General features: G+C 71.2%; 22 protein-coding genes. 9 read left to right on the top strand and 13 right to left on the bottom strand.

The annotated features are described in order from the left end of the window. Positions 1 to 482 precede the first annotated feature (482 nt). Positions 483 to 1,295, bottom strand: coding sequence for a hypothetical protein (locus VLJ82_RS12810; protein ID WP_408663745.1), 813 nt, complete (start codon positions 1,293 to 1,295; stop codon positions 483 to 485). 471 nt (positions 1,296 to 1,766) lie between these two features. Between VLJ82_RS12810 and VLJ82_RS12805 the strand changes: the two genes are divergently transcribed. Further along, a complete protein-coding gene (locus VLJ82_RS12805) occupies positions 1,767 to 2,741 on the top strand; it encodes a pirin family protein (RefSeq protein ID WP_408663744.1) in 975 nt (324 codons plus the stop codon). Positions 2,742 to 2,829: 88 nt separating this feature from the next. Here the strand turns inward: VLJ82_RS12805 and VLJ82_RS12800 are convergent, their stop codons facing one another. Continuing rightward, positions 2,830 to 2,994 carry a hypothetical protein gene (locus tag VLJ82_RS12800; protein ID WP_408663743.1) on the bottom strand — a complete coding sequence of 55 codons (165 nt, stop codon included), beginning with the start codon at positions 2,992 to 2,994 and terminating at the stop codon, positions 2,830 to 2,832. 231 nt (positions 2,995 to 3,225) lie between these two features. On the opposite strand from VLJ82_RS12800, the gene VLJ82_RS12795 reads away from it, so the two are divergent. Together VLJ82_RS12795 and VLJ82_RS12790 are read left to right on the top strand one after the other, a co-directional pair. Then, positions 3,226 to 4,068 carry a class I SAM-dependent methyltransferase gene (locus VLJ82_RS12795; protein WP_408663742.1) on the top strand — a complete coding sequence of 281 codons (843 nt, stop codon included), beginning with the start codon at positions 3,226 to 3,228 and terminating at the stop codon, positions 4,066 to 4,068. A gap of 42 nt (positions 4,069 to 4,110) precedes the next feature. Next, positions 4,111 to 4,866, top strand: coding sequence for a DUF899 family protein (locus tag VLJ82_RS12790; protein WP_408663741.1), 756 nt, complete (start codon positions 4,111 to 4,113; stop codon positions 4,864 to 4,866). Between the two features lie 21 nt (positions 4,867 to 4,887). Here VLJ82_RS12790 and VLJ82_RS12785 read toward each other — a convergent pair whose 3' ends face one another. From VLJ82_RS12785 to VLJ82_RS12770, 4 genes are all read right to left on the bottom strand, one after another. Continuing rightward, on the bottom strand, positions 4,888 to 7,275 hold the full coding sequence (locus VLJ82_RS12785; protein ID WP_408663740.1) for a hypothetical protein: 2,388 nt from the start codon (positions 7,273 to 7,275) through the stop codon (positions 4,888 to 4,890). Between the two features lie 6 nt (positions 7,276 to 7,281). Continuing rightward, positions 7,282 to 7,917: a peptidoglycan-binding protein gene (locus VLJ82_RS12780; protein WP_408663739.1), complete on the bottom strand. Its 636-nt coding sequence runs from the start codon at positions 7,915 to 7,917 to the stop codon at positions 7,282 to 7,284. A gap of 147 nt (positions 7,918 to 8,064) precedes the next feature. Next, positions 8,065 to 8,412 carry an MmcQ/YjbR family DNA-binding protein gene (locus tag VLJ82_RS12775; protein ID WP_408663738.1) on the bottom strand — a complete coding sequence of 116 codons (348 nt, stop codon included), beginning with the start codon at positions 8,410 to 8,412 and terminating at the stop codon, positions 8,065 to 8,067. Positions 8,413 to 8,417: 5 nt separating this feature from the next. Continuing rightward, the gene (locus VLJ82_RS12770) at positions 8,418 to 9,734 is read right to left on the bottom strand and encodes an MFS transporter (protein ID WP_408663737.1); all 1,317 of its coding nucleotides are present in this window, start codon (positions 9,732 to 9,734) and stop codon (positions 8,418 to 8,420) included. Positions 9,735 to 9,964: 230 nt separating this feature from the next. Here VLJ82_RS12770 and VLJ82_RS12765 point away from each other — a divergent pair, with 230 nt between their 5' ends. Both VLJ82_RS12765 and VLJ82_RS12760 read left to right on the top strand, forming a co-directional pair. Beyond that, positions 9,965 to 11,647, top strand: a complete 1,683-nt coding sequence (locus VLJ82_RS12765; protein ID WP_408663736.1) for a serine/threonine-protein kinase — start codon at positions 9,965 to 9,967, stop codon at positions 11,645 to 11,647. 14 nt (positions 11,648 to 11,661) lie between these two features. Further along, positions 11,662 to 12,447 carry an alpha/beta fold hydrolase gene (locus tag VLJ82_RS12760; RefSeq protein WP_408663735.1) on the top strand — a complete coding sequence of 262 codons (786 nt, stop codon included), beginning with the start codon at positions 11,662 to 11,664 and terminating at the stop codon, positions 12,445 to 12,447. 103 nt (positions 12,448 to 12,550) lie between these two features. Here VLJ82_RS12760 and VLJ82_RS12755 read toward each other — a convergent pair whose 3' ends face one another. The 4 genes from VLJ82_RS12755 to VLJ82_RS12740 form a co-directional block, all read right to left on the bottom strand. Next, on the bottom strand, positions 12,551 to 13,051 hold the full coding sequence (locus VLJ82_RS12755; RefSeq protein WP_408663734.1) for a hemerythrin domain-containing protein: 501 nt from the start codon (positions 13,049 to 13,051) through the stop codon (positions 12,551 to 12,553). Positions 13,052 to 13,113: 62 nt separating this feature from the next. Beyond that, the gene (locus VLJ82_RS12750; RefSeq protein WP_408663733.1) at positions 13,114 to 13,758 is read right to left on the bottom strand and encodes a DUF3618 domain-containing protein; all 645 of its coding nucleotides are present in this window, start codon (positions 13,756 to 13,758) and stop codon (positions 13,114 to 13,116) included. Next, on the bottom strand, positions 13,755 to 14,174 hold the full coding sequence (locus VLJ82_RS12745) for a phage holin family protein (protein ID WP_408663732.1): 420 nt from the start codon (positions 14,172 to 14,174) through the stop codon (positions 13,755 to 13,757). Before VLJ82_RS12745 ends, VLJ82_RS12750 begins: the two co-directional genes overlap by 4 nt. Further along, positions 14,171 to 15,028, bottom strand: a complete 858-nt coding sequence (locus tag VLJ82_RS12740; protein WP_408663731.1) for a hypothetical protein — start codon at positions 15,026 to 15,028, stop codon at positions 14,171 to 14,173. Before VLJ82_RS12740 ends, VLJ82_RS12745 begins: the two co-directional genes overlap by 4 nt. Before the next feature lie 582 nt (positions 15,029 to 15,610). Between VLJ82_RS12740 and VLJ82_RS12735 the strand changes: the two genes are divergently transcribed. Next, a complete protein-coding gene (locus VLJ82_RS12735) occupies positions 15,611 to 16,051 on the top strand; it encodes a DUF4383 domain-containing protein (protein ID WP_408663746.1) in 441 nt (146 codons plus the stop codon). 196 nt (positions 16,052 to 16,247) lie between these two features. Beyond that, positions 16,248 to 18,017: a CocE/NonD family hydrolase gene (locus tag VLJ82_RS12730; RefSeq protein ID WP_408663730.1), complete on the top strand. Its 1,770-nt coding sequence runs from the start codon at positions 16,248 to 16,250 to the stop codon at positions 18,015 to 18,017. A 10-nt stretch (positions 18,018 to 18,027) separates the two neighbouring features. Here VLJ82_RS12730 and VLJ82_RS12725 read toward each other — a convergent pair whose 3' ends face one another. After that, positions 18,028 to 18,627: a TIGR03086 family metal-binding protein gene (locus tag VLJ82_RS12725; RefSeq protein WP_408663729.1), complete on the bottom strand. Its 600-nt coding sequence runs from the start codon at positions 18,625 to 18,627 to the stop codon at positions 18,028 to 18,030. 211 nt (positions 18,628 to 18,838) lie between these two features. Here VLJ82_RS12725 and VLJ82_RS12720 point away from each other — a divergent pair, with 211 nt between their 5' ends. Continuing rightward, a complete protein-coding gene (locus VLJ82_RS12720) occupies positions 18,839 to 19,147 on the top strand; it encodes a hypothetical protein (RefSeq protein ID WP_408663728.1) in 309 nt (102 codons plus the stop codon). On the opposite strand, the gene VLJ82_RS12715 is transcribed toward VLJ82_RS12720, so the two are convergent. Further along, the gene (locus tag VLJ82_RS12715) at positions 19,139 to 19,342 is read right to left on the bottom strand and encodes a GDCCVxC domain-containing (seleno)protein (RefSeq protein WP_408663727.1); all 204 of its coding nucleotides are present in this window, start codon (positions 19,340 to 19,342) and stop codon (positions 19,139 to 19,141) included. The two genes, VLJ82_RS12720 and VLJ82_RS12715, sit on opposite strands and share 9 nt — an antisense overlap. Positions 19,343 to 19,429: 87 nt before the next feature. Next, positions 19,430 to 20,926, bottom strand: a complete 1,497-nt coding sequence (locus tag VLJ82_RS12710) for a dihydrolipoyl dehydrogenase family protein (RefSeq protein ID WP_408663726.1) — start codon at positions 20,924 to 20,926, stop codon at positions 19,430 to 19,432. 141 nt (positions 20,927 to 21,067) lie between these two features. Between VLJ82_RS12710 and VLJ82_RS12705 the strand changes: the two genes are divergently transcribed. Continuing rightward, the gene (locus tag VLJ82_RS12705; protein ID WP_408663725.1) at positions 21,068 to 22,543 is read left to right on the top strand and encodes a glycoside hydrolase family 3 protein; all 1,476 of its coding nucleotides are present in this window, start codon (positions 21,068 to 21,070) and stop codon (positions 22,541 to 22,543) included. Positions 22,544 to 22,639: the final 96 nt, after the last annotated feature.

Raw genomic sequence — 22,639 nt, 5'->3', positions numbered from 1 at the left:
TACTACGCACCCAGCAGCGCGAGCACCGAGGGGAGGTCCGCAAGAAACGAGCGTCGATCCCCGGCGGTCGTCCTACTCTGAAAACGAGTGTCACCAAACAACCGAACTAGATCTGTCACCCATCAACCGAAGTAGTTCAGGGGCACATCTGGGAGAGCCGAGGTGGCGCTCTCGCCGCCTCCGCATCGGACTCAAGTAGTGCCCGGACCAGATTGTGTTTGGCGTTCAGCCTCTCCGAACTTCAGGCGACGGTGGTACTGGACCTGCAGATCTCCTGATCCAGCGAAGGTGAGCGTGAACGCATCTTGGCCGAACGCGATCGCCTGCGTGCAGAACTCGACTAGACGCCCGCTCACGGCCGCCGTCGTACCCACAGCGTGACCACGCCACTGTGGGGTACGACCGGTAGCACCTCCCGGTAGAGGCGGCAGGCCGCCGCCCCTACCGAGGTCCGTGAGCCGCCGGGCTGGTGCTGCGCTCGGCTACTTCTTCGCGCTCTTGAGGGTCACCGTCTGCGTGGTGAAGCCTTGGCTGCAGAAGACGGCTCCGCAGGCGAAGCTGAACTCGACAGTGGCGACCTTGCCGCCAGCGAAGCGCCCGTTGTCGCCGAGGATGTCGATCGACCAGCGATAGGTTCCGTCACAGGGCAACTCCGTGAACCCGGAGCCGGTGATCGCGACTCGCCCGACTTTCTGGCGCAGGTCGGTCTCTAAGTCGACGAAGTCACCGCCGGTGCAGGTCACGCTCCCGCTGATGGTGGCGACACCGGTGTGGGAGTTGAAGCTTCCGACGGGGTCGACGGTCACTGACAGGTCCGGCGGCGGTGGCGCGGTGTCGACCGAGATCTGCAAGGTGCCGCCGTTGCCCGACCCTGGGGTGTCGTCGAACGCCATGATGTACACGGTCTGGCCGGCGGTGACGCCCTCGGCCACCGCGCCGGGCCCGCAGGTGTCCAGCACGAGGCTGCCGGGCGTTCCGGTGGCGACGATGACGCCTGCGGAGTAGCTGGACTGGCTGACGTCGATGACCACGGCTCCGTCGGCCGTAGCGGTGTAGGAGTACCAGACGCTGGCCTCGGTCGCGGGTGCGCCGCAGTCGGCATTGATGCTGGCATCACCGGCGTCGGTGGTGGCTTGGGTGGTGTCGAGGGTCGCTGTGAAGGGCAGCGCAGAGATCGGCGTCGCCCCGGCAATGGTGTCGTTGGTCGGGACGGCGGCCCAGGCCGGCGACCCCGAGTACAGCAGTCCGGCCGCCGTGACGACGGCAACCGCAGCAATCGATACCGGTGTGCGCATGTGATCTCCCCCTACTGGCGGCGGTCGAAACCGACGCCGAAGCCCGCCGGTGTCGGACCGGCGACCGTAAGACCCTTGCCTCCGCACATAGGCAGATCATCGCGATCGCCCAGTGCGCGTCATACCTCCCTCCCCCGAACGCATAGACGCGCCTGCAGGCCTGAATGTTGCAGCCCGATGCCTCTTCTCCAGCGTGCAAGGGGCAAACGTGGGGAGCCGCGGGAATGACATCTGATACTCGGTGGGGAACCTGTTGCTCATGAGCATCCGACCGTCGAACTGGACCGGAGCAGCTGGCGATCTCGGCGGCCGACCGGTCCAGCGCGGGCAGACTCTGTAGCCGCGACGTTAGTGTGTTGCTCCGCGCGGTCCGAACACGGTCCAATCCCGCCGGCGGATGCTTGGCCCGGTTAGCGCCGACAGCCTGACGGCGGCAGGCAGACAGACAGACCGGGTCCGCAGAACAAGTCGATGAGGAGCGTGGTGTCGATGGACGACCAGCTGTACGGCGGCACGACGGCGACCGCGACGAAGCCGGACAGCGTGCTGCTGGCCGGGCACGACGTGCCGCTGGGACGCTACGCCACCGTGCGCCGGCTGCTGCCGCAGCGGCAGCGCCGCATGGTCGGCGCCTGGTGCTTCGTCGATCACTTCGGGCCTGAGGACCTCAGCGGGCGACCCGGCATGCAGATTCCGCCACACCCGCATACCGGTCTGCAGACGGTGACCTGGCTGGTAGCCGGCGAGATGGTGCACCGCGACAGCCTGGGCAGCGACCAGTCGATCCGGCCGGGACAGCTCAACCTGATGAGCTCCGGGCACGGGATCTCGCATTCCGAGATGTCCCCGCCGGAGCATCCGCCGGGCATGCACGGATTGCAGTTGTGGGTGGCCCTGCCGGACGGGGAGCGCCACGGTGCACCGCGGTTCGAGCACCACCCCGTACTCCCGGTGCTCCGGGACGGCGACGCGACCTGCACCGTCATCGCGGGGCGGTTCGGCTCCGCTACCTCACCGGCGGGCGTGCACACGCCACTGGTGGCGGTCGAGTTGGTGTTGCCGGTGCCCGGGCCGCATCGGCTGCCGTTGGAGCCTTCCTTCGAATACGGCGTGCTGGCGATGTCCGGCGCCGTGGCCGTCGGCGACGCCCGGGTGACGCCGGGATCGCTGCTGTACCTGGCGCCGGGCCGTTCGGAACTCACGCTCGAGGTTGCGGGCCAGGCCCGGGTGGTTCTGCTCGGCGGCGAGCCGTTCGAGGAGGACCTGGTGATGTGGTGGAACTTCGTCGCACGCTCGCACGAGGAGATCGTCCAGGCCCGGCAGGACTGGATCGCCGGGCGGCGGTTCGGCAAGGTCACCAGCTGCAGCGCGGAACCTTTGCCGGCGCCGGAACTGCCCATGGTGCGGCTGAAGGCACGCAATCGCTACGGACGCACCACCGGCTGACGTCAGAAGCCCACCGGCGGAGCGGCGAGCCGACAGCCCGGCGAAGCGGCGATGGGGCCTGGCTCCGGGCAGAGGCGAAGGATGCGGATCAGCGCCGAGCCCGGCCCCGGCCGAACCGGGCGCTGCCCATGATGAGGGTGATCAGGAACAGGATGGCGGCGAGGATGGTGAGCCAGATCAGGCCTTTGATCACCGCGCCGATCACCGCGATCGCAACCCAGATGAGGAGCAGCACCAGAAGAAACCGGATCATGTGACCCCCTTCGCCGAGATCCAGCCTAGCCACCGGCCGGATGACCTACCGCACAACCTGGCACAACGCGGTCGGCCAGCACGAACGCCCGCCCGCGACGCGCCGACTCATCAGGCTCACCCGGCGTGGCGCAACATGGCAGCTCCGGATCTGGTACCCGCTCCGGGCCGTTCCGGGTGCTGAACGGCACCGCCATGGTGTTCGATGGGCGCACGACTTCCGGGAGGACCGATGCCGAGCGCCGAGGAGATCCGGGACGGCCAGCGAGCAGCCTGGGCCGGCCTGTCCGCGAGCTGGGAGAAGTGGGACACCATCATCCTCGACCAGCTGGGCCCGGTCGGCGCGGCCATGATCGACAGGCTCGGCATCGCCGAGGACCAGCAGCACCTCGACATCGCCTCGGGCACCGGTGAACCGGGCCTGAGCGTCGCGAAGCTGGCGCCGAGAGGACGCGTCGTGCTCACCGACCTCTCCCCCGAGATGCTGGCGGTAGCCGCCCGGCGGGCCAAGGCGCAGGGGACCACCAACATCGAGACGAAGGTGTGCAGCGCCGACGACCTGCCGTTCCCCGACGCCACCTTCGACAGCGTCTCGGTCCGCTTCGGGTACATGTTCTTCCCGGACCTCGCCCGGGCGACGGCCGAGTTCGCGCGGGTGCTCGAGCCGGGCGGGCGGCTCTGCGCGTCGGTCTGGATCAGGCCCGAGGACAACCCGTGGACGACCATCGCCATGCAGGCGATCGCGACCGCGGTGGCCACACCCCCGCCCGACCCGGACCGGCCGAACATGTACCGGTGCGCCGCTCCGGGATTCATCGGCGCCCTGTACGAAAGAGCAGGGCTGCGCGACGTCGACGAGTGGGACGTCGGCATCGAGCTGGTGACCCGATCGCCCGAGGAGTACTGGGAGATGACCGCCGACCACGTCTCGCTGGTGGCCGCCGCACTTCGCCAGGTCGACGAGCCGGCCCGGCAGCGGATCCGGGCACACGCCATCGAGAAGGTGAGCGCCTACGCCGGGGACGGCACGGTCCGGGTGCCGGGCGTGGCGCGGTGCATCGTGGGAACGAGGTAGCCGGCGGTTGTGCTCCGCGCCGAGGAGGACTAGACAAGCGGCATGTCCGAGCCCACTGCCACCTCCCTGCCGCAGGTCACCGATCGCCAGACCTGGCAGGCGAAACTCGACGAGCTCCGCGTCAAGGAGAAGGCCCATACCCGAGCCGGCGACGCGCTGGCCGCGGAGCGCCGCCGGCTGCCCATGGTCGAGGTCGACTCCACCACGAAGCTGACCGGTCCTGACGGGCCGGTGCCGCTGATCGACATCTTCGCCGGCCGCTCCCAGCTGATCGCCTACTACCAGATGTGGCACACCGGTAAGCCCGCCGCGGAGCAGTGCGTGGGCTGCACCTTCTCCACCAGCCACATCAGCGAGCTGTCCTACCTGCACTCCCGCGATGTCAGCTACGCGACGTTCTGCGAGGGACCGTACGAGGAGAGCTCGCGCTACCGCGACTTCATGGGCTGGCCCGTCCCCTGGTACTCGGTGCCGCCGGAGTCGGTGGCCGAACTGGTCGCCGACCGGCACTTCGGCATCCTGGTCAGCTACCTCCGCGACTCAGACCGGGTCTTCGAGACCTACTGGACCACCGGCCGCGGCAACGAGATCATGGCGCCGTCGTACGGGCTGTTGGACCGGACCGCCTACGGCCGGCAGGAGCTCTGGGAGGACTCGCCCGAGGGCTGGCCGCAGCGGTTCGATACCCGCGGCAGCCAGTTCTCGCTGAACGGCCGGCCGACCGCCCAGTGGTCACGCCTCGAGGCCGGACGCAGCGACGACCTCGGCACAACGCCCGCCACGGAGCACAGTCACTGAAAGGCAGACGACCCGGCCCGGCTACGGGGTCGAAGTCGGCGACCCGGTGGGCTCGACCGACGCGACTTCCGAACTGCTGACCACCTCCGACGGCGACCCGGACTCCGACGGCGACGGCGACACCGACCCGGAGTCCACCGGGCTGGCCGACTCGCTCGGCTGCACCGAACCCGCCGCCGAACTGCCGGCCGACTCCGTCCCACCGACACCTGCGACACCGGAGGAGTCGGTTGCCGAGGGCGCCGTCAGCGACCCGCTCGGCGAGGCGGTCGGACTTCCGCTGGCAACGGCCCCGCCACCGGGCGGTGCGTACTTGGTGACGATGCCGGCCAACTGCTGCTCGTAGGCGGTCAACCGGGCGTGGATCTCGGCGTAGGACAGCCCGCCCAGCTGCCCGGCGAAGGCCTGGATCTGCAGCCACAACGCCTCGACCTCGGCGGTCTCGGCCGCACTCGGCGCACCCGGCAGGCTCAGCACCAGCTGCACCGCCAGCGCCTGGGTGACGCAGGCCAGGCAGTTGTAGTTGACCGCCGCCGAGATGTTCTGCGGCACCACCACGTGCGCGTTGCCGACGATCAGCACCACCTGGAAGCTGACCGCGGTGGTCCGGCAGCCGGTGCAGCTGGCGAACGCGTATGCCTCGTTCTTGTTCAGCACCGCATCCGCATCGGCCCACACCAGCGCGAACGCGACGTCGTAGACCACCGAGCCGTTCGTGGTGTTCACCGCCAGCGCCTGGTTGTCCCCCGCCCCGGGGGCGGCCGGCCGGTTGAACGGGAACACCCAGGTCGGCGCCGCCGTGCCGTCCGGCAACGGAGTCCGCGGCACCAGCACCAGCGACAGGGCCGGCTTGTCGGCCGTGGGCAGCGCACCCGCCGACGCCGGCCAGACGGTCACCGCCGAGGCCTGCCGGCCCTCCCGCAGCCCGGACGGCACCGACCGTCCGGCCCACGATGCCGGCAGCACCTCACCGAGCGTGCCGCGCTCGTAGGACTGGATCGGGCGGTAGTTGCCGCGCGGCCACCAGGCGAACACCAGGCCCGCCAGCACCGCGACCGCCACCAGCCCGGCCAGCGCCCGTCGCGCGGGCCGGCCCGCGGTCGCCCGCCACACCGCACGGCCCAGCTGCCGGACCGTCCGGAAGATCAGGTAGCACATGCCGAAGATCGGCAGCCCGACGGCGATCACGGCCAGCAGCTTCGCCAGCCCGCCAGCCACGTCGGCGGCACCGAACCGGTCCAGCATCGCGCCGGACTCGCGACGGAAGCTGGCCGCCGCGGTGGCCAGCACGCGCGGCATGCTCAGCAGGGTGACCAGCACCGTCAGCGCCAGCAGCGGCACTACCAGCAGCACCCACAGCGTGACCACCACCCGAGCCCACGGTTTGAGCACCCTGGACTCCGGGCTCCCCCACCGGCCGGGCAGCATCCCCAGCAGGGTCGGCTTGATCCGGTGGAACAGGTCCGGCACGCCGGTGATGTCGGCGAGCAGGTGGTAGCCGTCGAAGCGCAACAGCGGCGGCAGCTGCCGGACCATCTGGATCAGCTGGGTGCCGATCACCAGCAGCACCGCGTCCCACCCGGTCAGCGCCCAGACCCCGAACATTCCCACCGACAGCAGCGCGTTGAAGTACAGGCCGCCCAGGTCGGTGCGAATCCGGCCGGCCCGGCTCAGCCGGTAGCTGTCGGTGACGTCGGTGTAGAACGCCGGCCAGACCAGGTACAGCCCCATGCCCATCGCACCCGGCCGGGCGCCGCCGTAGCGGGCCGCCGCGGCGTGGCCGAACTCGTGGAAGCCGGCCGACAGCACGGTGATCGCGAAGACCGCGAGCAACAGGCCCGGCCGGTCGAAGGCCTGGTGGGCGGCCAGCGCCAGGCCCCGGTCGAAGAGCACCCACTTGCACACCAGCACGAATGCCACCAGCACCGCGGCGGCCAGCACCGGCAGGAACAGCCAGGCGAACGGGGTGGTGAGCCGGTTGGTCACCGCCGGATCGGATACCACCCACCGCAACCGCAGCGCCAGCAGCGGGTTGGCCTTGCGCGGCTGGGGTTGCGAGCCGTCCTCCGGACACACCAGCCCGAGCGGGCGCAGCTTCGACTCGACCAGCATCCGCGCGTTGGCCGCGGTGATCGACCGGCCGGTCTCCGCGCCGACCCGCTCGGCGATCTGGCCGTAGCTCCGCTCGCCGTCCACCGCCTCCAGGACGCGGTAGAGCAGCCCGGTGAGCTGCAGCATCTGCCCGTCGGCACGGCGCACCAGCGCGGGTACCTCCCGGTACCCCGAACCGGACATCAGCCCGAGCAGCTGCAGGCCGGCGGCCGGCACCGGTACGTCGGCCGCCTCTGCAACGGTCGCGGCCGGCGAGTCCAGCCCGCCGGCCGCGCCGTCGTCGCTGACGACGCTCATCCGGCGTTACTGGTTGATCGTCGAGTCCTGGATACCGGTGGCGGTGGCGTCCCCGGTCACGTTCTGGTCGATCACGGCCGACTGCTGGGCGATCGCGGTCGCGTCCGAGTCGATCGAGCCGACGTTGGCCGACACCGCGGCGTCGATCGGCGCCGCGGCATTGACGTTGGCCGCGACCGCGCCGTCGATCGGGGCGGTCAGGTCCAGGTCGCCGTTCAGGTCGACGTTGACATTGAGCAGGTTGCCGTCCAGCGCGCCCGTCACCGACGTCGGGTCCGGCGTGGTGACCGCGCCGTCGGTCGGCGTGGTGGCGGCCGGCGCGTCGGTCTGGTCGATGCCGCTGGTCTGGTCGGCGGTGGCGGTGGCGTCACCGGTGATGCCCTGGTGGATCTCGGCGGCCTGCAGGGCCTCGGCACCGGCCGAGGAACCCAGCGACAGCACGTTGGCGCCCACCGAGGCGTTGATCGGGGCCGCGACGTTGGCGTTCGCACCGACCGCGAGGTCGATGGGCGCCGCCACGTCCAGGGCCAGGTCGAGGTTGGCGTTGAGGTCCAGCAACGACATGACTTCCTTGTCGGGCAGGGCGGTGACGCCCTCGGCAGCCAGCTCGTCGTCAGACATCGGGGTCAGTTCCGCGTCCATGCTCAGCTCCTTACGCACACATCGATTACTCAACGGGTACTAGGGCTCAGTCCCGAGCGTTACCGGAAGTTTACTGTGAAACCGCCTCCGGTACCGAGTGAGGGTTGTTTCTGGTCCTCGTCAGCGGTAATTCCACCCGGGAAGGGCTCAGCCACGCCCGTCGAAATAGGCCGCCGCGACCCGCTTGGGCACCGCCATCGCCCAGGCGTCGGGCACCAGCTCGGCGAGCTCGTCCAGGTCGAGCTCGGTCAACCAGACCCGGACCCAGTTGTAGCGCAGGTCCGACGGGATCGGCAGGAAGAACTTGTCCGGCTCCGAGGCCACCAGCGCGTTGCGCTCCTCCTTCGGAAAGGCGAACCCCATCGACCGCTCGTCCGGGGCCACCGACAGGTAGACGATCCGGCCGACCTTGAACTTGATCCGGTCCTGGATCAGCGCCTCGTAGCTGCCGGGCAGCGGCAGCGCCAACCGCCGCACGTCCTCCAGGGTGACCACGCCGATTACCCCTTCGGCGCCTCTGCGATCGCGATGCCCTCGAGCGGCAGCTCGACCGGCGGCTCACCCTCGGACTCCGCGTCCTTGCCGGACCCGGTGGCACCCGACCCGGCCGGGCCACGCACCCCGGCCACCGCGCACGGCGCGGACACCAGCGCACCCAGCGCCAGCACCCACCAGACCCCATGGCCGAGCACGGTGAACAGCGCGCCGCCCACCACCGGCCCCGCCGCGGTGCCCAGCCCGAACATGAACTGGAAGCTGCCGATGTAGCGGCCCTTGAGGTGCGCGGGACCGGCCATCGCGGGGTAGGCGAACACCGTCGGGGCGCCGATCACCTCCGCGGTGGTCCAGATCAGGGTGCCGAGGATGATCACCGCCGGCCCCAGCGGCAGCCCGTAGCAGCCCATGCCCAGCCCCACCAGCAGCATCGTCACGCCGACGGTCAGCTTGAACGGCCAGCGCTGCGACAGCTTGGTCAGCGGCAGCTCGAAGGCGATCACCAGCACGCCGTTCAGCGCCACCGCCACGGTGTACCAGAACACCGGCACGCCCTCGGCCTTGACGTCCAGCGGCAGCGTCGACAGGTACTGGGCGTAGATGCCGGCGTTGATCATGGTGGCGATCAGGTACAGCAGGTAGCGCCGGTCGCGCAGCACGTCGAGGTAGCCACCGGCCAATGCCGGCACGGCCGGGTCGGCGGCGGCCGGGCTGGTGCGGCGCGGCAACGTCACCATCGCCAGCACGGCGTAGACCAGCGCAACCAGCGCCTCGCCCCAGAACAGCAGGGTGAAGCGCTGGTGGTCGAGGTTGTACAGCGCGTACCCGAGCAGCGGGGCGGCGGTGGTGCCGACGTTCAGCCCGAACCGGTACATCGCGAAGATCATCACCTGCCGGCTCTCGGGCGTCAGCTCCGACAGCAGGGTGGCCGAGGCCGGCCGGAAGATCTGGCTGACCAGGCCCACCACCCCGACCGCGAGCAGCAGCAGGTAGTAGTCGTGCAAGTACAGCAGCGACAGGATCAGCACCGCCGAGCTCGACATGGAAAGCACGGTGGCGTTGCGGGCACCGAGCCGGTCGGCCAGCATGCCGCCGATCAGCACCCCGATCACGCCGCCGATGCCGTAACTGCCCAGCCCTGCCGCCGCCTCGGACGCCGAGTGGCCCTGGGCGATGAGGTAGAGGACCAGGAAGATGTTGAGGAAGCCGCCCACCCGGTTGACGAACACCCCGGCGAAGATCGCCTTGACCGCGACGGGGGACTCGCTGAAGGTGGTCCAGATGCCGGCCTGGGCCTGCTGGTGCGACGCCTGTGCCGCCATGCCGCTCACTTCCTTTTGCACACGCCGGGGGTCGTGCGGCCGTCCCGGAGGGAGGAGGCAGGCACTATTAAAGCTGATGCGTCCGACATGGTGGCTTTCGGGAGTGCCGGCCAGCCAGGCCGCGGCCGCGACCCGCACTCCGGCCGGCAGGCGTTTCCCCCCGCTCCGCCCGGTCGGTAGGGTCTGTTAGAAGTAAGGGCACCGGCGGCGAACGGGTGGGGAGGTTGCCAGTGAGTGGGCCTGACGCCCTCATCGCCGGGCGCTACCGGCTGGTGACCCGCATTGCCACCGGTGGCATGGGCATCGTCTGGCAGGCCTGGGACGAGCTGCTGCAACGCGCGGTGGCGGTCAAGCAACTGCGCCCGCAACCGGGCCTGTCCGACGCCGAGACGGAGCTGATCAGCCAGCGGGCCATGCGGGAGGCCCGGATCACCGCACGGCTGCACCACCAGCACGCCGTGCCGGTCTACGACATCGTCGAATACCAGGACAAACCCTGCCTGGTCATGCAGTACCTGCCCTCCACCAGCCTGCAGCGCATCGTCAACGAACAGGGGCCGATCCCGCCCACCGAGGCGGCCCGGATCGGCGGCCAGGTCGCCGCCGCGCTGGCTGCCGCGCACGCCGCCGGCATCGTGCACCGCGACGTCAAGCCCGGCAACATCCTGATCGCCGAGGACGGCGCCGCCAAGATCACCGACTTCGGCATCTCGCACGCCCTCGGCGACAGCACCCTCACCTCCACCGGCATGGTCACCGGCACGCCGGCCTACCTGGCACCCGAGGTGGCCCGCGGCGAGGAGTCCAGCTTCGCCTCCGACGTCTTCTCCCTCGGCGCCACCCTGTATGCCGCCACCGAGGGGGTCCCGCCGTTCGGCAGCGAGCAGAACCCGATGGCGGTGCTGCACCGGGTCGCCTCCGGCCGGGTCAACCCGCCACGGCGCAGCGGCCCGCTGACCCCGCTGCTGCAGCGGATGCTGGCCGCCGACCCGGCCGCCCGACCGCCGATGATCGACGTCGCGCACACCCTGACGGCACTGCACGGCGACAGCGCCGCGATCACCGCGGTCACCACCCTGCCGCTCAGCTCGCCGCCGCCCATCAAGCCGCCGCCGCTGGCGGACCCGACGGCTGTTCGGCCGGGCCCGGCCGAACCCGCCGCGGTGGGCCCGGTGATCGCCCCGGCGGCCGCGGACCTGGCCGGCGGCCCGACCGAGCTGATCGGCCGCGGACCGCTCGGAGCGGCCGGGACGACGGCGCTGCCGGTGGCCGGCAGTCCCGGTGAACCGCCGCGGGTCGGCCCGCCGGTCCACGACGACGATCCGGAGCCGCGCCGCTCGGCCGGCCTGCTCGTAGCCCTGGTGGTGGCGCTGCTGCTGATCGGCGCCATCGTGGCCGGCCTGCTGCTGCTCAACCGGGACAACAACACCGCCAACCCACCGGCGACCAGCCCGGGCTCGACGAGCGCCCCCCGCACCACCGCGGCTTCCAGCACCCGACCGTCCAGCACCCCGGCGCCGAGCTCGTCCGCACCGGCCAGCAACCAGACCAGCCAGTCCAGCGAGCCGCCGGCCTCCACCGCGAACAGCACGCCGGCTGACACCTCGCCCAGCGCGGCCGAGCTGGCCAAGGCGATCCGGGACTACTACGCCCTGCTGCCGGCTAACACCGACGAGGCCTGGACCCGGCTGACCGAGGAGTTCCAGAACGGCCGGGCCGGCGGCCGGGACACCTACGACGCGTACTGGGGCCAGATCCGGCGGGTCACGGTCAGCGACGTGACCGGCAGCCCGCCCGACACCGTGGTGGCCACGGTCAACTACACCTACAAGGACGGCCGGAAGGTGTCGGAACAGACCACCTTCGGGCTGGTGTCCGAGGACGGCGTACTCAAGATCAACAGCCAGAGCTGACGGACGGGCCGGAAATGCGAGCGTGGCCCGGCCGCGGTGCGCCGGCCGGTAGCTGGCAGCTGCGGCACGACAGCATCGGCGGCCGTCCGGTGCGGTTGCTGGTCGCCGGCACCCCCACCGACCTGCCGGAGGTGGTGATGCTGCCCGGCCTCGGCGCGCCCGGCTACCTGGCGCCGTGGGCCCGCCGGGTCGCGGGCTGGACCCGGGTCACGGTGCTCGACCTGCCGGGCTGGCGCTGGGGCCGGGCGCGGGCCTGCCCGCCGACGGTGGCCGGGGTCGGCGCCGCCGTCGCGGACTGGCTGGCGGCCGGCGACCGCCGCGGCGTGGTGCTGCTCGGCCACTCCACCGGCGCCCAGGCGGTCTCGGTCACCGCGCTGCGGGTGCCCGACCGGCTGGCCGGCCTGGTGCTGGCCGGCCCGACCTTCGACCCGGCGGCCCGCGGCGCGCTCCGGCTGGTGCGCCGGGGCGCGAGCACCTTCGCCCGGGAACGGTGGGCAGAGATCCCGGCGGTGCTGCCGTCCTACCTGCACAGCGGCGGGTACGGCGTGCTCGGCTTCCTGCGCGATGCGATGCATGACCGGCCCGAGGAGCGGGCCGGGCAGCTGCGGCTGCCGGTGCTGGTGCTGACCGGCGAGTGGGACGGCTTCGCGCCGCCGGCCTGGGCGCACCGGCTGGCCGGCCTGGCATCGGGCCGGTGCACCGTGCTGCCGGGTGCGCACAACGCCTGCTTCCCCTATCCGGCCGCCGCCGACGCCGCGCTCCGCGACGCGGTGCGGGACTGGGCCGCCCCGGCCGCCTGAGCATCTCCGCACCGCTGGCGGACACAGGTGCGCCCCGGCCGCCTGGGCGACCGGGGCGCAACCCCGAACAGATCATCCGGCTGCCGAAACGGCCGGAGTCGGGCTACCTGCCGTCGGCGTCCGCGGCCGACTTCACCGCCCTCGGGTCGGCCGGGCTGCGCGGAGCGGTCTGGCGCATCTGCAGCAGCCGCTCACCGAGCTCGGACAGCTGCTTGCGGCCCATGTTCTCCCGCACCTTGGGAAACCACTCCTGCTCCTCCTCCTCGATGTGGTGCAGCACGTTCTCGATCAGCACCGTCGTCTTGGCGTCGAAGCGCTCGTGGTCGGGACTCATGGTGCTCAGCTCGTGGCAGAGCAGATCGGCGACGTGATGCTCCTCGAAGGACTCCAGGATGTCGTCCTCCAGGTCGGGCAGCTGCCCGCGCACCTCCGGGTAGACCAGTTCGTTCTCCAGGTAGGTGTGCACGGTCAGCAGCTCGATCATCCGCCCGACGAGCTCGCCCTTCTTCTGGGTGTCGTCCTCACCCGCCTTCTGGAACTGCTTGAAGACGGCCTTGAGTTCCTTGTGATCGGCCTTCAACAGCACGATGGCGTCGTTGGACATCGCGCTCCTTTCCGGTCAGGTCGCGAAGCGACGGATAGTGGGGAGCCGGCGGGAACGCAGGCTCAGCTACGGCTTTCCTGGACGGTGTCCTTGGCCTCGACAGCCTTGTCCTGCACGTCCTGCACCGAGGACTGGCCCTCCTCCTTGACCGTCTGGGCGGCCTCGGCGGCGGTGCCCTTGACCGACTCGACCGCTTCCTGGGCCGGCTGCTTGAGGTTGTCGGCAACCTCCTTGACGGCGTCGGACACCACCGGTGCGACGGTCTGGCTGGCCTGGTCCTTGACCTGGCTGGCGGCCTGCTTCTCCCGCTCGCTGGCCGGCAGCAGCGAGCCGATCAGCCAGCCGACACCGGCGGCGATCACCCCGGCGGCCAACGGGTTTCCGGCCGCGCGGGACTTGACGGCGGACGGTGCACCGGACACCGCGCCACCCACGTCGGATGCCTTGCCCGACACCGCGCCGCCCATGTCGGATGCCTTGCCCGACACCTGGGAGGCCTTGTCGGAGACGGAGGAGCCGAGGTCGGAGGCGGTCCCCATCACCCGGTCCTTCACGCTGGACACCGCACCGCGGGCCTTGTCGACCTGCCGGCGGGCCACATGGCTCGGCGTCACCTTGTCGGTCAGGGCGTTGACGTCGTTGGACAGGCTCGCACGGGTCCGCTCGATCTCGGCGCGGATCTGGTCGGGGTCGTTGCTGGTCGTCATCGGGTTTCCTCGTTTCCTGCGACAGCGCTGGGAATCTTCTTGACGGTGTCCGCGGTCCTCGGCACACCGGTGACGTTCTTCATCTCCTTGCGGCCGGTCGCGGCCAGGATCGCGGCGATGATCGCCCAGATGACGGCGACGATCAGGGCGGACCAGCCACGGCCGGTGTGGTTGCCGATCCCCCACCAGAGGCAGATCGAGAGGAACAGCAGGACGAAGTGGCCTGCAACACCCGCACCGGCCAGCATGCCGCCGCCCTTGCCGGCCTGCTTGGCCGACTGGCTCAGCTCGGCCTTGGCCAGCGCGACCTCCTGGCGCATCAGGGTGCTCAGGTCGGAACTGATGTCGGACAACAGCTCGCCGATCGAGGCGCGCTCGGCACCGGGCGGGCTGCCGCCTTCGTAGGAGGTACTCACAGGGTGCCGCCGGTGGTCGGGCCGCTGGTGGTCGGGTAGCCGGACGGGCCGTCCTCACTGGAGGCGTAGGGCCGGACCACCTCGATCTCCTCTACGGTGCCGAGCACCACGGCGCTGTCGGACTCGCCGTACTGCGCGCCGCCGTACTGGGTGGTCTCGCCGTACTGGACGCCCGAGCCGTACTGGGCACCCCACTGGCTGGGGTCGCCGGCCAGGCTGGAGTGGTTGCCCGACTGGCTGCTCTGGCCCTGGTCGCTGCTGGCCGCCTGCAGGCCGCGGGTCATCCGGCCGGCCAGCAGGCCCGCACCGGCTGCCAGCAGCAGGAAGGTGCCGGGACGCCGGCGGGCGAAGTCCTTGACCTCCTCCAGCACCTCACCGGGCTCGCGCTGCTCCAGCCAGGACGCGAACTCCCGGGTGCGCTGGGCACCCTGGCGGGCGAGGTCGGCGGCCGGCCCGGACGCCTGCTCACCGGGCTGGGTCATCTTGTGCAGCTCATCGCCCAGCGAGCGGATGCTCTGGGCCAGCCGCTGCTGCTGCGACGATGCCTGCTGGCTGATCTCCGAACCTGCTTGCGACAGCAGGTCCTTGGCCTGCCGGCCGGCTTCGGCGCCGACGTTGACCACCTGCTCCTTGGCCACGCCGGCCACGTGCTGGCCTGCCTGCACGGCGCCCTGGGTCACCTGGGCCGCCTGGTCCTTGGCCACCTCGGTGGTGCTCCCCCCGGAGCCGGGCTCGGTGGCGCCGCCGGCCGGCGGGGCGGAATAGCCGACCACCGGAGGGGTGGCGGGCGGAACCGCGTCGGCACCGGTGGCCAACGGGGTGGAGGTGTAGGGCGGGTTGTATTCCTCGGTCATGGTGAACTCCTCGAGTTCGGCAGAGCGAGCGCTGTGGTCTCAGCGCGTCGTGCGGCGGAGGCACTGCTCCGGCGTTCGGCGATGTTCCCGACCAGACGTCGGACATCGATCCAGCTCAGGGAGGCGACCCGCACCGCGTGGTTCGGGGGCGAGCGATCGTCAGTCGAGGGGTTTCCGTCCGGAAAGGACGAAAGCCTCGAACGCCGGAAACGCTCATCATCATGGGTTTACCCGCGATCCATGCCCAGCAGGAGCGGTTGTGGAACAGACGCCCGAGCCGAGCATCGAAAGGCTCGTGATTGAGCCGCGCGCGGGCCAACGGCCCTCCACTAGGCCTTGAGTCTAGGGGGAGCCCGGTGAGCGATGCAATTACAGGGGGCTCACCGGCGCGGGGCCCGGCGGCCGTCCTCGCTGCACAGGTTTTTCCGGGCAGGAAATTGCAATCCCTCAACCGCAGGAATAGGTTGAAGATGGCTCGACAAGCAGCTGCGGACCGCTGGCCGTACGTGCTGCTGCCGGCTGGCCGCTCTTCTGCCTCATCCTGACGGAGGCTCAGTGACCAGATTCAACTCCGGCGATGCTATGCGTACCGATATCCAGAAGGCCGCGGCTGCGGTAGGCGCCGTCTTCCTGCTCGTCGGCATCCTTGGCTTCATTCCCGGCATCACCACCAACTACGACGACATGTCCTTTGCCGGACACGAGTCGACGGCCAAGCTGATCGGCATCTTCCAGGTGTCGGTGCTGCACAACATCGTCCACCTGCTGTTCGGGGTCGCCGGCCTCGCGATGGCCCGGCAGGCCCGCACCGCCTACCTGTTCCTGGTCGGCGGCGGCGTGATCTACCTGGTGCTCTGGATCTACGGCCTGATCGTGGACCAGAACTCCGACGGCAACTTCGTGCCGGTGAACACCGCCGACAACTGGCTGCACCTGATTCTGGGGCTGGGCATGATCGCCCTCGGCGTGCTGCTCAGCCGCCGTTCCGCGGTCACCGACGCCACCAGCCGCCTGGGACGCTGACACCCCCCGGTCGACGCCTCACCGCCACCCGCGGGCCCCGTCCGAACGGTTCGGACGGGGCGGCGTCGTGCTGGGGCCGGATTGCGGCTGACAAAGATCGACCCACGCCGTCGGTTACCGGGCTGGGCCGAAGCTCCGTCACCGGTATGACGCCGGATCGTTATATCCAGCAACCCCATCGCTGCTGGAGGTATCCGTGCGTCGCGCCGCATTCTTCGCCGTTCCGGTCGCGCTTGCCTGCGCCGCCGCCGGCCTGCTCGGCTCGTCCCTGCCGGTCGCAAGCTCCCCGGCCGGTGCCGCCGCGGCCGGTTACCGCACCCAGGCGCTGCATTTCGCGGTGACGGTGGGCCCGGCCGGCAGCCGGCAGCAGTGCGACGTGGTCGGTGACCTCTACACCCCCGCCGACGCCTCGCCCGGGCACCCGGTGCCGGCGATCCTCACCACCAACGGCTTCGGCGGTTCGGCCGCCGACCAGGCGCCGTTCGCCCAGCGCTACGCGGGCCTGGGCTACGCGGTGCTCTCCTACTCCGGCCTGGGCTTCGGCGGTTCCGGCTGCAAGATCACCCTGGACGACCCGGACTACGACGGCGCCGCCGGCAGCCAGCTGGTGAGCTTCCTCGGCGGCGCACCGGGAATCGCGTTCACCGACGCCGGGCACACCGAGGAGTTCCCGGCGCCGGACTACATCGTGCACGATTCCCTCGACCATCAGGGGCGGGCCCAGGCGCACGACCCGCGGGTCGGCATGTGGGGCGGCTCGTACGGCGGCCAGATCCAGTTCGCGGTCGCCGCCGTCGACCCGCGGGTCGACGCGCTGAACCCGCAGATCACCTGGCACGACCTGTCCTACTCCCTCGACCCGAACAACGCCGCCGGCAGCACGCCCGGCGCGACCAAGCTGAGCTGGGCCGCCGCCTTCTCCGCGATCGGCATCTTCGACGGCGTCCAGTACGCCCAGCAGGATCCGCAGCGGCTGGTCGGCTGCCCGAACTTCGCCGACTTCGTCTGCCCGGCGCTGGTCACCGGCGGCACCACCGGGTATCTGCAGCCGGACGACGCCGCCCGGCTGCGGCACGCCTCGGTGGCCGACTACCTGCCCCGGATCACCGTTCCGGTGCTGCTGGACCAGGGCGAGGTCGACACCCTGTTCAACCTCAACGAGTCGATCGCCACCTACCAGGCACTGCGCCGCCAGCACACCCCGGTAGCGTTGATGTGGCGCTACGACGGCCATTCCGGCGGCACCCCGTCGGCAGCCGGCGCCGCCTACGAGGCCAACCGGATCCAGGCCTGGTTCGACCACTACCTCAAGGGCAGCGCGGTGAGCACCGGCCCGGCGTTCGCCTATTACCAGGACTGGACGGGCACGGTCGCCACCGCGCCCGGCTACCCGGTCGGCAAGCCGCGCCGGCTCTACCTGTCCGGTACCGAGCTGGTCGGCGGCGGCATCCGGCCGGGCTCGCAGACCTTCACGACGCCGCCGGCCGGCGCGCCGGGCACCCTGGGCAACCTCGACGTGGTGGGCGCCAAGGTCGAGGTGCCGTTGGACAACCCCGACGTCAACGTTGCCGGCACCTTCGCGTCCTGGACCGGCGCTCCGCTGACCGCACCGGTCACCGTGGTCGGCACGCCCACCCTGGATGTCCGGCTGTCGGCGCCGGCCGCGGCACTCAGCCAGGGCAGCGGACCGGCCGGCCAGCTGGTGCTGTTCGCCAAGCTCTACGACGTCGGCCCGGACGGCACCGCCCGCCTGATCCACGGCCTGGTGGCCCCGGCCCGGATCGCCGACGTGACGGCGGCCGTGCACATCACGCTGCCGGGCATCGCGCACCGGTTCGACGCCGGCCACCGGATCGCGCTCTACCTGGCCGGCGGCGACACCAACTACCGGGGCGGCCAGCTGCCGGTCCAGGTCACCGTCCCCACCGGCACTGTCGATCAGGTGCTGACCCTGCCGGTGCTCTGAGCGCGGCCTGCTACCCGGCGGGTGACCAGTCCGGACGCCGGCCGAGCAGTGCCACGATCCGGTCCAGGACGGGTAGCTCGGGGTCCGGCCGGTAACCAGGCGCGAACGCCGATCCCGGCCCGCGTGACGCCGGGTCGTCCGGCACCCGGACCGCGACCGCCAGGGCTACCTTCTCCACTTCCGCGTCGAAGTCGACGGTTGTTCCGATCGACTTGGCCAGGTCCCAGGCGTGCACCACCTCGTCGACCAGGTGGAAACCGATGGCCGCGGTGGCCGGAAAGGAACCGCCGTCGCGGATCTCCGGCAGGTGGAACTGCCTTTCCAGCACACCGGGTTCGGTGAACGCGGTGTTGACCCGGTCGGCGGCCGCCGTATAGTCGGCCACCAGGTTCTCGACCCGCACCGGCCGGGGACGGAAGTCTTTGAGGCTGGTCGGATACCCCGACGCGGCAAGGGCGAACCCGTGATACTGCCCGAGGATGTGCGCGAGCAGGTCGTGCACCTGCCATCCCTCGCACGGGGTCGGGCGGTGCCAGTGCTCGGTGGTGACGAGCGGGACGAGCCGCGCGGTGACGTCCATGGCTCGCCGGTCGAGCTCGCGGATGTCCATGCCCACCTCTCGGATGCCTCGGGGAACGGAAGCTGCAGCCTGTTGGATAGAAGTGTTGCACTCAGTTATCCAGCCCGATGCAGTGTTATCCAGCCCATGCAGTACACACTCGACGTCGCCATGGCGCGAGAAGCCGACCCACCCGGGATACAGCAGCCAGACGTACGTGCGTATGTTGTGCGGCCTCGGCAAGCTCCTTACCGTTCATCTCATGACAGCCGTTACCGCCGTGGCAACCAATGAGCCGTCCCGCCGCTCGGAATGCTGGTGCTGCGGACTGATCGAAGACCCGGCCCGCCTGGTGCACCTGGGCAACCATCCGGAAGTGGCGCTGTGCCCGCGCTGTGCCCGGTGGGCTGCCAGGCAGGCCAAGCAGATCGAAGACCTCACCCGTACCGGGCCGCTGGTCCGGGTTCGTGACCGGCTGCGGCTTGCTCGGCAGCAGGTGATACAGCGCGGCTGGCACCGCAACCGCTGGCTGGGCAGGCCGCTGGGCTGGCTCGGCAAGCACCTACCCTGACGTTGCCTCGGCCTGCACCGGCGGGCACCTGGCGTCTCCGTAAGAGCAGAACACGCAGCAGTCGCCAACCCGCGGTTTCAGCGTCTCCCCGCAACCGGTGCACCGGTAAAAGTGCTGGCAGGCGTTCTCCGGCATGACCGCTCGCGCCTGCTCACCGCAGACCGGGCAGGTGATGACCGACGTCAGAACAGCCATCCAGTCAGCTTAGATTGCTCACTTGCCAGCGCCGCGGGCCTGCCGGCACAACTGCTCGCGACATCAGCAAGCCGAGCCGTGCGGCGGTCAGCCCCGGCGGCGCTTGTCCAACTCCTCCAGCAGCCGCAGCCACACCTCGCTGACCGTCGGGTAGGACGGCACCACGTGCCACAGCACCGGCACCGGGACGCGCGCCACCACCGCCACCGTCGCCGAGTGGGTGAGCTCGGCGATCCCGGTGCCGACGAAGGTCGCGCCGACCAGCACGTCGTCCTTCCGGTCGAGAACCAGCTTCGCCCGGCCGACGTAGTTCTCCCGCAGCACGTACGTACCGGCCAGGTTGGCCAGGTCGTACTCGACCGCCTCGACGTCCAGGCCCTTGTCGCGGGCCTGCTGCTCGGTCAGGCCCACCGAGCCGATCTCGGGATCGGTGAAGGTCACCTGCGGCACCTGGTCGTGGTCGACGATGTCGGCATGCCGGCCGGACAGCCCGGTCTCCAGCGGCCGTCCCGCGGCCCGGGCGGCGATCACCTCGCCGGCGATCCTGGCCTGGTACTTGCCCATGTGGGTCAGCAGGGCCCGGCCGCACAGGTCCCCGATCGCGTACAGCCAGTTTCCCTCGACGCCCTCGACGCACAGCTGGTCGTCCACCGTCAGGTACCCGCCGGGCTTCAGCCCGACCGTCTCCAGCCCCAGGTCGTCGCTGTGTGGCCGGCGACCGGCCGCCACCAGCACCTCGTCGGCGGTGAGCTGCTCGCCGCTGTCTAGCGTGACGGTCACCTCGCCGCCGTGCCGGTGCCCGACGGGCGCGTCGTTGACCTCCGCCCGGTGCGCCGCGGTGACCTTGGCGCCGGTGCGGACGGTGATGCCGGCCTGCGCGAAGCCGCGCTCGAGGATCTCACCGGCGAACGGCTCGTTGCGGGCCAGCAGGCCGGGCGCGCCCTCGACCACGGTGATCTCCTCGACGCCCAGCCCGTGCAGCCAGGTCACCGACTCGCAGGCCACCACGCCGCCGCCCACCACCACCATCCGGCGCGGGATCTCGTGCAGGTTCGTCACGTCGCGCGAGGTCCACGGCCGGGCCTCGGCCAGCCCCGGCACCGGCGGGATCGCCGGCGAGCTGCCGGTGTCCAGCACCACCGCGTGCCGGGCGGTCAGCACCCGCTCGGTGCCGTCCGGGCCGGTCACCGTCACCTCGCGCACCCCGGACAGCCGGCCGTAGCCACGCACCACGTCGATGCCGGCGCCGAGCGCCCAGTTCACCTGGGAGCTGTCGTCGAGGTGGTTGACCACCGCATCGCGCCGGGCCAGCACCGGTGCCGGATCCAGCTTCCGGTCGCCGAGCAGCTCCCGCACTCCGGGCAGGTCCCGGCCGGCGGCGAGCAGCTCCACCGGCCGCAGCAGCGCCTTGCTCGGCATGCACGCCCAGTACGAGCACTCGCCGCCGAGCAGCTCGGCCTCCACGATCACCGCCTGCAGGCCGGAGAACTGCGTCGCGTACTGCGCAGCGTTCTCCCCGGCGGCACCGCCGCCGATCACGATGACGTCCCACTCGCGCCGATCCTGATCCACTGCCGCGGTCATGCTCGACCTGCCCTTCCGGCCTGGTCAGGAGCCGGCCGATCGCCGGTCGTCCGCCACAGCCTGAGCTGTCGAGGATATGGGCTCTGCTGCGCCCTCCGCGCCGAACTAGCATCGGAAGCAACCCACGGAAGAGGTGCGGCTGTGACCACGCACGAGACCGGCACCAGTACCGAAGCCAGCGCCCTCCCCGACCCGGCCGCCCTGGAGCGACGCCTCGCCGACCTGGTCGGCAGCCTTTCCCTGGAGCAGCAGGTGCGGCTGCTGACCGGGGCGGACATGTGGACCACCTACGGCGAACCGGCGATCGGGCTGCGGCCGATGGTGCTGTCCGACGGTCCGTCCGGGGTGCGCGGCGCTATCTGGGACGAGCGCGATCCGTCGCTCAACCTGCCCTCGGCGACCGCGCTGAGCGCGTCCTGGGATCCGGAACTGGCCTACCGCTACGGCCAGGTCGCCGCCGCCGAAGCGATCCGCAAGGGCGTCGACGTGGTGCTCGGGCCCACCATCAACCTGCACCGCAGCCCGCTGGGCGGCCGGCACTTCGAGGCCTACTCCGAGGACCCGCTGCTCACCGGGGTGATCGGCGCGGCCTATGTCCGGGGCGTGCAGTCGGCCGGGATCGCCGCCTGCCCCAAGCACTACGTGGCCAACGACTTCGAGACCGAGCGCTACACCGCCAGCGTGACCGTGGACGAGCGCGCGCTGCGCGAGCTGTACCTGGCGCCGTTCGAACAGGCGGTCCAGGCCGGTGCCTGGACGGTGATGTCGGCCTACAACGCGGTGGCCGGGGTGACCATGTCCGAGAACGACCTGCTGCGCGACCCGCTGTGCGAGGAATGGGGCTTCGACGGGCTGGTCGTCTCGGACTGGACCGCAGTGCGCTCGGTGGCCGCCGCCCGGGCCCGGCAGGACCTGGCGATGCCCGGCCCGGACGGTGCCTGGGGCCCGGCGCTGGTGGCGGCGGTGCGGGCCGGCGAGGTGCCGGCCGAGGCGGTCGAGGAGAAGGTCCGGCGGCTGCTGCGGCTGGCCGTCCGGGTGGGCGCGCTGGGTGAGCCCACCTCCGACCGGCCCCGGCCGATCATCGACGTCGGCTTCGCCCGGGAGGCCGAGGCGCGCGGCATCGTGCTGGTCCGCAACGCCGGGCAGCTGCTGCCGCTGGCGGCGCCGGCCAGCATCGCGGTCAGCGGCCAGAACGCCGAGCTGCCCCGTACCCAGGGCGGCGGCAGCGCGACGGTGGTGCCGAGCGAGATCATCTCCCCGCTGGCCGGGCTGCGCCAGGCGCTGCCCGGGGCGGTGGTGGGTTACCGGCTGGGCGCGGTCGTGCAGGAGGGCATCGCGCCGCTGCCAGTGGAGACCCTGACCGACCCCGAGACGGGCGCGGCCGGCTGCGGGTGCGGTTCCGCGACCCGGCCGGCGCGGTGGTGCTGGAGGAGGTGCGGTTCTCCAGCGCCCTGGTGTGGCTGGGCAACGCGCCGGCCGGCGACCTGGCGAGCCTGGAGGTCCTCACCGACTACCGGCCGGCCGAGACCGGGACGGTCGAGCTCGGCTTCGCCGGGGTGGGCCGGACGGTGCTCACCGTCGACGGCGTCGAGGTGCTGTCGGCGGATTCCGCGGTAGCCGGCGACGACCCGGGCGCCGCGCTGTTCTCGCCCCCGACCAGCACCGCCGAGGTCGAGCTGGAGGCCGGCCGCAGCTACCGGTTGCGGCTGGAGC

Origin of the sequence: Jatrophihabitans sp. (genome assembly GCF_035474675.1) — a bacterium.
GTDB lineage: Bacteria > Actinomycetota > Actinomycetes > Mycobacteriales > Jatrophihabitantaceae > Jatrophihabitans_A.
Note: the sequence above shows the minus strand (reverse complement) of the source record. Positions and strands in the feature narration are given on the sequence as shown.